We start from the raw sequence: 9,574 nt of genomic DNA, 5'->3' as shown, positions 1-9,574 counted from the left end.
CGGTCCGTTCCAACGGACCGGGCGATTTCGTCGTTTGCGGCGCATCCGGATCGACTGATCGACCGGGTGACGCCGCCCGGGTAGTGGCGCGTAGGTCGCCTCACCGATCCGACATCGGCGTCAATTGCTGGATCTGCACCCATGCGCGCACAGCGCCGATCCTGGCGGACCGGCCTCGACAATCTGGCAAACGGTGCTGCTGACATAAACCGGGCTTTTGTGGACGAAAACGTCGAATTATTTTTTGGCGAGCAACGCGATGTCGCTGTCGGTCTGGCGCGATTTGGCCGCTATGATTCCTCTGCTCCGAGTTTGAGAAATTAACTATGCGGATTCGGCGAGTGGTTCGCCGCCGGTCGAGGGCGACGACGCTCTCTTGCCCGGTGGGGGGCCGCTGGGAAATCGGCGCCCTCCGGCGACCGGCAGTCGAGGAAGGCGGATCACGGATGCTCGGTAACGGGGCGCAGCCGCAAACGGACGCCCGGCACCGCGACCTCGACGACGCCGTGACGGGTGTCGGCGTGGCGCCCGTCTTTCAGCCCATCGTGTCGTTGCCCACCGGAGCGACCGTTGGATTCGAGGCATTGGCACGCTGGCCCAAGCAGCCGCATCTCGGGCCACAGTCGGTATTCGCCTACGCGGCAGCGACCGACCAGGTGACCCAGCTGGACAGGGTCTGCATCGACCTCGCCGTCGACGGCGCGTTGCGCGGCGGGCTCAGCGAGGGTGCGTTGCTCGGCGTCAACTCCGAACCCGCCAGCGACTACACGAGGCGCGCCGACAGTGACATCTTGCAGCGCGGCCACGACAAGTTCGCCCTGCTGTTCGAGCTCACCGAACGCAATCTGCTTGGCAACCTGCCGACGTTGATGAGGAAGGTGGAGGCACTCAGGGCCGACGGAATCGCCATCGCACTCGATGACGTCGGCGTGAACCCAGAGTCGTTGGCACTCTTGGACATCGTGTGCCCGGAAGTCATCAAGCTCGCGATGCCACTGGTGCAGGCCAGGCCCACCGCCGCCACCGCGAAAGCCGGCGCGGCGATCATGGCGCACCGCGAGCGCAGGGGGACGCTGATCATCGCGGAGGGCATCGAGACCGACCAACACCTCGAGCAGGCCCTCGCGTGGGGGGCTGCCCTTGGGCAGGGCTTCCTGTTCGGCAAGCCCGCGCCGTTGCCGTCGGAGATCACGACCGCGGCCTGGTCGGCGCCGACGGTGGCCTGCGGCCCAAGGGGCCCGTTCCAGACGCCGTTCGAGGTGATCGCCGACCATCCGTCGCTGCGCACGGCTACCAAACAGACGCTGATCGGCATCTCGCGCCACCTCGAGGAGCAGGCGCACTCGTCCGCCGACACACCGATGCTTCTCACCGCCTGCCAGGACCGGCTGCACTTCGGCGCGCCCACCCTTGCCCGCTACACCGCACTGGCCGCCACCAGCCCGCTCGTCGCCGTGTTCAGCCGCGGCGTGGCCGCCGAACCATCGTCGGGCGTGCGTGCGGTCTCGTTGAGTCCCGCCGATCCGCTCGGCGCGCAATGGATCGTGTTGATTCTCGGCCCTCACACCGCGGCCGCCCTCATCGCCCGCGAGCGCACCGACCTTCCCGCTACTTCGGAAGCCGATCGTCAGTTCGACTTCGTCGTCACCCACGACCGCACGATCGTCACGGCATCGGCGTGCGCACTGCTGAACAGGGTGCCGTGATGACACGACCCCGCCATCTCCACGCGACGGCCATCGCCCTGCGCGGGTGGCACCCGGACGCACTGCCCGCCCGGCGTTCCTCTCGACGTGACGGCAACGACCCGGACATCTGAAGTCGATGATCGATCCCGACAGCCACGCCAACTACGACGGCACAACCCGTCGCGATGTTGGCGCCGACCGCGAGGACGGCGGCTTTGGCGACGCACCGTTTCGGCGCCTGGTGGACCGCAGTCCCGACGGCATCGTCGTGCACCGCGACGGTCGCGTGGTCTATGCCAACGCGACGGCCGTGCGGTGGTTGGGCGCGCAGTACGCCGACCAGGTTCGCGGACACCTGATCACCGAGTTCCTCCATCCCGACTCGGTGGAACCGGTCCTCACGCGAATCGCGTCACTGCGCAACGACGGAGACGCCACCCGACCCGCAGAAGCGGTCCTGGTCCGACTCGATGGCACCACCCTCAACGTCGAGGGCGTCACCGCGCTCACCACCTGGGGTGGTGTCACCTCCTACCACGTGACGCTGCGGGATCTGACGTTCATGAGGACCGCCCAACGGAGCCTTCGCGATCAGGCCCTCCTTGTGGACCGGGTCGGCGTTGGCATCATCGCGACGACGGTGACGGGGTTGGTCACCAAGTGGAACCGCGCCGCCGAGAACATCTACCGGCGTCCCGCGGTGAATGCGCTTGCACTTCCGATCAGTGCGGCCGTCGGGGCCGCCATCGATCCGGCCGTCGTGGTCGCCAACGGGGGAGTGGTGAACGCCACCCACCGCACTGCGGACGGGCAACCGGTCATGGTGCGGGTGTCGGTGGTCGCCCTCGACATGGGGTTCGCCCTCGTGTGTGCCGACCAGACCAGAACCCACGAGACTGAACGACTTCTACGGACGATCATCAACTCGCTGGACGAGGGCATCCTCGTCGTCGACGGCAACGGCGGCATCGTGTCGGTAAACCCTGCGGCAGAGAAGATCCTCGGCATCTCGGCGGCGGACCTGACGGCAGGCGATGGACACGCGCTCCACGCCCTCCCCATGTACGACTCGGAGCGGCGCCCGATACCGCTCGACGAGCACCCCGTCGGGCTCACCATCACGACCGGAAAGGCGGTCAGGGGCCAAGTCTTCGGAATCGACCGTTCCGACGGACGTCGCATCTGGCTGCGGGCGAGCAGTCGTCGACTCGACGGTGACCACCGGAACGGAACGGCCATCTTGGTGTCCTTCTCCGACATCACCGCTGAGCGCGTGGCCAGCGAACGCTTGACCTACCGCGCCAGCCACGATGCCTTGACGGGCCTGCCGAACCGTCTCGCCGTCCTCAACCAGATCGCCGATTCGCTGCGCGCACAGGGCGATCGTCGGCTGGGCGCCGTACTGTTCATCGATCTGGACAACCTCAAGGCGATCAACGACTCGCTCGGCCACGACTCTGGCGACGAACTCCTGCAGAGCGTCGCACAATGTCTGCGTTCCTCGGTCGGTCCGCGTGACGTGGTCGGCCGTCTCGGTGGGGACGAATTCGTCACGCTGGTCACCGGGGACGTCGGACCCTCGCAGCTGGCCGACTTCGTCCGACGGCTCGAACATGGTCTCTCCGAGCCGATGACGCTCGGCGCCGCGACGGTGCGCACCCAGGCCAGCATCGGGGTCACGGCCGTCGCGCCGGACGATCAGCGCTCCGCCATGGAGATCCTGCGTGATGCGGATGCGGCGATGTATGAGGCGAAGGCCAGGCGGCGACGGCGGATCGGACGAGTGGCCGGGACGGGGCCGAAGAGGGTGCTGGATGGCGACCGCAACGCAGAAGCACGCAACGGCCAGCATCGGGCGTCGCGATCGACCGACGGCAACGTGCGGTGAGCTCTCACCGCCCGACGACTCTGACGGCCACGCCGTCGATCAATTGCCGCAAGCCGGAATGGAATTCGGTCAGTGGATCACCGCTGGCGCCGTCGAAAGCACCGGCATCCAACGCGGCGGCCAGGGCGGGAAAGCGCTGCGCGTCGACGAGTCGTCCGAGGAGACCGGCGTAGCTCGGTTCGGGGATCGAGCCCGCCTCCGTCGCCAGTGCCGCCGCACCCCGGACGTAGTGCAGCACGGCCATCACCGCGCGAAGCTTGTCCTGCTCGGTGAGTCCCGTGGTCCCTAGCGCAGCCAGGCCGGCGTCCAACCATGACAACTGGCCGGGGTCGGTCGGCGGACCCGATGACGCGGTCTGCAGGATCCACGGGTGGCGGAGCAAGACATCCCAGAGTCCATTGGCCCAAACCGTCAGTGCATCAGACCAATTGGCGTCGCGCGCCGGTACGGGTGGCGGCCCCGCCACCGACGAGAGCATGAAGGTCACCAACTCGTCCTTGTTGGATACGTGGCGGTACAGCGACATCGTGCCGCAGCCGAGGCGTTGGGCGAGTTTGGCCATCGACAGGGCGGTCAGGCCGTCGGCGTCGGCCAATTCGATCGCGGCCGCGACGATGCGGTCCACGGAGAGCCCGCCCGAGCGCCGCGCGGGGCGGGGTGCGCGCCAGAGGTGTCCGAGGGCGCGCGTCAGCGGGGGTTCGTCCTGGTCGTGGCTGCTCATCGCTGTTCGACGATATCGCAGCGCGGGGACTAGCGTATGCCATACGCTGGTGCGATTGGCATCCGCATCGAGGTCGGGTCGTGCGTTTGCCACCGCCTCTGCGGTCGCCGTCGCGGGGTCCTCGAACGACGCTTTCGGCACCGATCCCGTTGGCGCGCTACATCCCTTCCTGGACAACGCCTTTGACGGAGACGAGCGGCACTTGCCGTAGTTTCGTCGCACGTCTTGACGCCTGGCCCTGGTGGCTGACCCGGTCTTCGCGGTCCGAAGTGTCGCCATCGGCAATTCCTCAGGTGCAGCACACTACGGCGGGGTAGTCTCCTGCCGTCGTCGAGAACGCGGCGACCCGAAGTCGAAATGGGGCCGCGATGCGCGAATTCAACGGCAAGATCGAAGTGGACATCCGCGACTCCGAGCCCGACTGGGGGCCCTACGCCGCTCCGACGGCGCCGGAGGGTGCTCCAAACGTCCTCTACCTCGTCTGGGACGACACCGGCATTGCGACGTGGGACTGTTTCGGAGGGCTGGTCGAGATGCCCGCGATGAGTCGGTTGGCCGAACGCGGTGTACGTCTCTCGCAGTTCCACACCACCGCACTGTGTTCGCCAACGAGGGCCTCACTGCTCACCGGCCGCAATGCGACCACGGTCGGGATGGCAACCGTCGAGGAGTTCACCGACGGCTTCCCGAACTCCAACGGCCGGATCCCAAACGACACCGCACTGCTGTCCGAAGTGTTGGCTGAGCACGGCTACAACACCTACTGTGTCGGCAAGTGGCACCTCACCCCGCTGGAGGAGTCCAATCTGGCTGCCACCAAACGGCATTGGCCCCTGAGTCGAGGGTTCGAGCGGTTCTACGGATTCATGGGCGGCGAGACCGACCAGTGGTACCCCGAGCTCGTCTACGACAACCACCCCGTGGCACCACCAGCCGCTCCCGAGGACGGCTACCACCTGTCGAAGGATCTCGCGGACAAGACGATCGAGTTCATTCGCGACGCCAAGGTGATCGCGCCCGACAAACCGTGGTTCACCTATCTGTGCCCTGGCGCAGGCCACGCGCCGCACCACGTGTTCAAGGAATGGGCCGACAAGTACGCCGGTCGCTTCGACATGGGCTACGAGGCCTACCGTGACATCGCGCTGGCAAACCAGAAGAAGCTCGGCATCGTCCCGCAGGACACCGAAATGTCGCCCATGAACCCGTATCTCGACGTGACCGGACCCAACGGCGAACCGTGGCCCTACCAGGACACCGTCCGGCCGTGGGACACGCTCAACGACGAGGAGAAGCGGCTGTTCAGCCGGATGGCCGAGGTGTTCGCCGGGTTCCTGTCCTACACCGACGCGCAGATCGGGCGCATCCTGGACTACCTCGAGGAATCCGGTCAGCTCGAGAACACGATCATCGTCACCATCTCCGACAACGGCGCGAGCGGTGAGGGCGGACCCAACGGCTCGGTCAACGAAGTCAAGTTCTTCAACGGCTACATCGACACCGTCGACCAGAACATGCGGTTCTACGACCAGCTCGGTGGCCCGGCGACCTACAACCACTATCCGATCGGCTGGGCGATGGGATTCAACACGCCCTACAAGCTGTTCAAGCGTTACGCCTCCCACGAGGGCGGCATCGCAGACACCGCGATCATCTCCTGGCCCAAGGGGATCGCCGCGCACGGCGAGGTCCGCGACAACTACGTCAACGTCTGCGACGTCACGCCGACCATCTACGACCTTCTCGGCATCGAACCCCCGGACGAGGTCGGGGGAATTCCCCAGAAGCCGCTCGACGGAGTGAGTTTCAAGGCGGCGCTGGCTGATTCGAGTGCCGACACCGGCAAGGACACGCAGTTCTACACGATGCTTGGCACCAGGGGCATCTGGCATGACGGCTGGTTCGCCAACACCGTGCACGCGGCGAGCCCAGCGGGCTGGTCGCACTTCGGCGACGACCGCTGGGAGCTCTTCCACATCGAGGCCGACCGCAGCCAGTGCCACGACCTCGCCGCCGAACAGCCCGAGAAGCTGGAGGAACTCAAGGCGCTGTGGTTCGCGGAGGCCGACAAGTACAACGGCCTTCCGCTGGGCGATCTCGACATGCTGGAGACGCTGTCGCGGTGGAGGCCCACGCTGGCCGCCGACCGCAAGACCTTCACCTACTACCCGGGGACTGCGGAGGTCGGCATCGGCGCGGCCGTCGAGCTTCGCGGCCAGTCCTTCTCGGTGCTCGCCGAGGTGACCGTCGACAGCACCGGCGCCGAGGGCGTCCTGTTCAAACACGGCGCCGGGCACGGCGGCCACGTGCTGTTCGTACAGGACGGAAGATTGCACTACGTCTACAACTTCATGGGCGAGGACGAGCAGAAGACCTCCTCACCCGATCCAATTCCCCTGGGCCGTCACGTCTTCGGCGTCCGGTACGACCGCACCGGGACGGTCGAGGGCAGTCATACCCCGCTGGGAGACGTGTCCTTGCACGTCGACGGCGACACCGTCGCCACGACCGTCGGCGTGCGAACGCACCCCGGCATGTTCGGACTGGCGGGTGGTGGGATCGCGGTGGGCCGCAATGACGGGCAGGCGGTCTCGGGCAGCTACAAGGCGCCCTTCTCCTTCACCGGCGGCACCATCGCCCAGGTGGTCGTGGACGTCTCGGGTACCCCGTACCTGGACGTGGAACGAGAGTTCGCCCGGGCGTTCTCGAAGGACTGACGGCGGCACGGGCCCCTGGGCCGCGTTCGCCTACCGTGAACCCCATGCTGACCGAGATGGTCGAGGTGCCCGGCGGACCCTTCCGGATGGGTTCGACGCACTTCTATCCCGAAGAGGCACCCGAGCACACCGCGACGGTGCCCGCCCTAGCGGTCGAACGTCACCCGGTCACCAACGCGCAGTTCGCGGAGTTCGTCGACGAGACCGGGTACGTCACCGTCGCCGAGCGGCCGCTGGACCCCTCGCTCTACCCGGGCGTGGCCGAGGCGGATCTTCTGCCCGGCGCGCTGGTCTTCCGCCCCACCCCGGGTCCGGTCGATCTGAGGAACTGGCGCCAATGGTGGGACTGGGCGCCCGGTGCGTCGTGGCGGCGGCCCTTCGGGCCGGGCAGCGGAATCGACGACCGTCTCGACCACCCCGTCGTGCAGGTGTCCTACGTCGACGCCGCCGCCTATGCGCAGTGGGCGGGCCGGCGGCTCCCCACCGAGGCGGAATGGGAGTATGCCGCCCGCGGTGGTGCCGCCACGACGTACCCATGGGGAGAAGAGCCGGCACCCGACGGCCAGTTGATGGCCAACACCTGGCAGGGCCGCTTTCCGTACGAGAACACCGGGGCGGCCGGCTGGGTCGGCACGTCACCCGTCGGCACGTTTCCTGCCAACGCATTCGGCCTGCTCGACATGATCGGCAATGTCTGGGAGTGGACGACCACCCGCTACTCGGCGCATCACGACACCACGGGCGCTGCGGGCTGCTGCCCGCCGTCCCAAGACCCAGATCCGCACGTCAACCAAACCCTGAAGGGCGGATCGCACCTCTGCGCACCGGAGTATTGCCACCGCTTCCGGCCCGCCGCCAGGTCATCGCAATCTCAGGACAGCGCCACCACGCACATCGGCTTCCGCTGCGTAATCGGGTAACTTCGAGTCCGAGCGCGCGCCGACTCCGCTAGAGAAGGCGGGTCGGCGATGGACATGCGCGCTCACCCGTGGGAGCGCGATTTGGTGCATTTCCCGTGCTCGCCTACTATGTAGGGGTTGCCTTGGGCAGACCTCGGTGGCCGTTTCCCTCGACTTCGATGGAATCGGACACCCTGCGTGCCCTTGGGTGACAAAGACCGCGTACGTCGAGCAGTTTAGTGCTGCTTGTCGTGCACACGAATCGAGGAGATCTAGTGATTCAGCAGGAATCGCGGCTCAAGATCGCCGATAACACGGGCGCCAAGGAGATCTTGTGCATCCGCGTGCTCGGTGGCTCGGGTAGGCGCTACGCCGGCATCGGCGATGTCATCGTGGCCACTGTGAAGGACGCCATTCCCGGCGGCAACGTGAAGAAGGGCGAGGTCGTCAAGGCCGTCATCGTCCGCACCGTCAAGGAACGCCGCCGCGCCGACGGCAGCTACATCAAGTTCGACGAGAACGCCGCCGTCATCATCAAGCCCGACAACGACCCGCGCGGCACCCGCATCTTCGGACCGGTCGGTCGCGAGCTTCGCGAGAAGCGCTTCATGAAGATCGTCTCGCTCGCCCCGGAGGTGTTGTAAATGAAGGTGCACAAGGGTGACACCGTCCTCGTCATCTCCGGCAAGGACAAGGGTGCCAAGGGCAAGGTCCTTCAGGCCTACCCGGCCCGCGACAAGGTGCTCGTCGAGGGCGTCAACCGCATCAAGAAGCACACCGCCGTCTCGCAGAACGAGCGCGGTGCCTCCTCGGGCGGCATCGTCACGCAGGAGGCTCCGATCCACGTCTCGAACGTGATGGTCGTCGACTCCGACGGCAACCCGACCCGCATCGGCTATCGCTTCGACGACGAGACCGGCAAGAAGGTCCGCGTGTCGAAGAAGAACGGCAAGGACATCTAGAGATGACGACGACAGAAACCGCAGAGCAGTCGGCGAAGACGCTGCCTCGTCTCAAGCAGCGCTACCGCGATGAGATCAAGGGCGCTCTCAACGAGCAGTTCAAGTACGACAACGTCATGCAGATCCCCGGCGTGGTCAAGGTCATCGTGAACATGGGTGTCGGCGACGCCGCCCGCGACGCGAAGCTGATCAACGGCGCGGTCAACGATCTGCAGCTGATCACCGGCCAGAAGCCCGAGATCCGCAAGGCCCGCAAGTCGATCGCCCAGTTCAAGCTGCGCGAGGGCATGCCGATCGGCGCCCGCGTGACGCTGCGCGGCGACCGCATGTGGGAGTTCCTCGACCGGCTCGTGTCGATCAGCCTTCCGCGTATCCGCGACTTCCGCGGCCTGTCGCCCAAGCAGTTCGACGGCAGCGGCAACTACACCTTCGGACTGACCGAGCAGTCGGTGTTCCACGAGATCGACGTGGACAGCATCGACCGGCCGAGGGGTATGGACATCACCGTCGTCACGTCGGCGACGACCGACGACGAAGGCCGCGCGCTCCTGCGTGCACTTGGCTTCCCGTTCAAGGAGAACTGAGAAGATGGCAAAGAAGGCTCTGGTCAACAAGGCCAATAAGACGCCCAAGTTCAAGGTGCGCGGTTACACCCGGTGCAACAAGTGCGGGCGTCCCCACGCGGTGTACCGCAAGTTC

At 66.4% G+C, this 9,574-nt stretch carries 8 protein-coding genes and 1 pseudogene; 8 read left to right on the top strand and 1 reads right to left on the bottom strand.

Going from position 1 to position 9,574, the window contains the following annotated elements:
- The first annotated feature begins 446 nt into the window (after nucleotides 1–446).
- On the top strand, nucleotides 447–1,706 hold the full coding sequence (locus tag ABW137_RS17555) for a sensor domain-containing phosphodiesterase (RefSeq protein ID WP_526402231.1): 1,260 nt from the start codon (nucleotides 447–449) through the stop codon (nucleotides 1,704–1,706).
- Nucleotides 1,707–1,824: 118 nt separating this feature from the next.
- The gene (locus tag ABW137_RS17550; protein WP_526402229.1) at nucleotides 1,825–3,576 is read left to right on the top strand and encodes a diguanylate cyclase domain-containing protein; all 1,752 of its coding nucleotides are present in this window, start codon (nucleotides 1,825–1,827) and stop codon (nucleotides 3,574–3,576) included.
- A 4-nt stretch (nucleotides 3,577–3,580) separates the two neighbouring features.
- Here the strand turns inward: ABW137_RS17550 and ABW137_RS17545 are convergent, their stop codons facing one another.
- Nucleotides 3,581–4,297 (bottom strand): TetR/AcrR family transcriptional regulator, encoded by a 717-nt coding sequence (locus ABW137_RS17545; protein ID WP_526402227.1) that lies wholly within the window; start codon nucleotides 4,295–4,297, stop codon nucleotides 3,581–3,583.
- A 368-nt stretch (nucleotides 4,298–4,665) separates the two neighbouring features.
- Between ABW137_RS17545 and ABW137_RS17540 the strand changes: the two genes are divergently transcribed.
- The 6 genes and pseudogenes from ABW137_RS17540 to rpsN form a co-directional block, all read left to right on the top strand.
- A complete protein-coding gene (locus ABW137_RS17540) occupies nucleotides 4,666–7,014 on the top strand; it encodes an arylsulfatase (protein ID WP_526402225.1) in 2,349 nt (782 codons plus the stop codon).
- 44 nt (nucleotides 7,015–7,058) lie between these two features.
- Nucleotides 7,059–7,934 carry a formylglycine-generating enzyme family protein gene (locus ABW137_RS17535; RefSeq protein ID WP_526402223.1) on the top strand — a complete coding sequence of 292 codons (876 nt, stop codon included), beginning with the start codon at nucleotides 7,059–7,061 and terminating at the stop codon, nucleotides 7,932–7,934.
- Nucleotides 7,935–8,188: 254 nt separating this feature from the next.
- Nucleotides 8,189–8,557, top strand: coding sequence for a 50S ribosomal protein L14 (rplN, locus tag ABW137_RS17530; RefSeq protein WP_056557578.1), 369 nt, complete (start codon nucleotides 8,189–8,191; stop codon nucleotides 8,555–8,557).
- A complete protein-coding gene (gene rplX, locus ABW137_RS17525; RefSeq protein WP_526402221.1) occupies nucleotides 8,558–8,875 on the top strand; it encodes a 50S ribosomal protein L24 in 318 nt (105 codons plus the stop codon). It begins immediately after the preceding gene.
- A gap of 2 nt (nucleotides 8,876–8,877) precedes the next feature.
- The gene (rplE, locus tag ABW137_RS17520) at nucleotides 8,878–9,459 is read left to right on the top strand and encodes a 50S ribosomal protein L5 (RefSeq protein WP_526402219.1); all 582 of its coding nucleotides are present in this window, start codon (nucleotides 8,878–8,880) and stop codon (nucleotides 9,457–9,459) included.
- A 4-nt stretch (nucleotides 9,460–9,463) separates the two neighbouring features.
- Nucleotides 9,464–9,574, top strand: a pseudogene (gene rpsN, locus ABW137_RS17515) (type Z 30S ribosomal protein S14); the annotation flags it as partial.

The sequence above is a fragment of the Mycobacterium sp. genome, from assembly GCF_040509115.1.
GTDB lineage: Bacteria > Actinomycetota > Actinomycetes > Mycobacteriales > Mycobacteriaceae > Mycobacterium.
The sequence above is the reverse complement of the archived record's forward strand: the minus strand, read 5'-3'. Positions and strand labels throughout refer to the sequence as shown.

Excerpts from the sequence above, each read along its gene's own strand:
- ABW137_RS17555 (WP_526402231.1), top strand. The coding sequence starts at position 447 with ATGCTCGGTAACGGGGCGCAGCCGCAAACGGACGCCCGGCACCGCGAC.
- ABW137_RS17540 (WP_526402225.1), top strand. The coding sequence starts at position 4,666 with ATGCGCGAATTCAACGGCAAGATCGAAGTGGACATCCGCGACTCCGAG.
- ABW137_RS17550 (WP_526402229.1), top strand. The coding sequence starts at position 1,825 with ATGATCGATCCCGACAGCCACGCCAACTACGACGGCACAACCCGTCGC.
- ABW137_RS17535 (WP_526402223.1), top strand. The coding sequence starts at position 7,059 with ATGCTGACCGAGATGGTCGAGGTGCCCGGCGGACCCTTCCGGATGGGT.
- ABW137_RS17545 (WP_526402227.1), bottom strand. The coding sequence starts at position 4,297 with ATGAGCAGCCACGACCAGGACGAACCCCCGCTGACGCGCGCCCTCGGA.
- rplE (WP_526402219.1), top strand. The coding sequence starts at position 8,878 with ATGACGACGACAGAAACCGCAGAGCAGTCGGCGAAGACGCTGCCTCGT.
- rplX (WP_526402221.1), top strand. The coding sequence starts at position 8,558 with ATGAAGGTGCACAAGGGTGACACCGTCCTCGTCATCTCCGGCAAGGAC.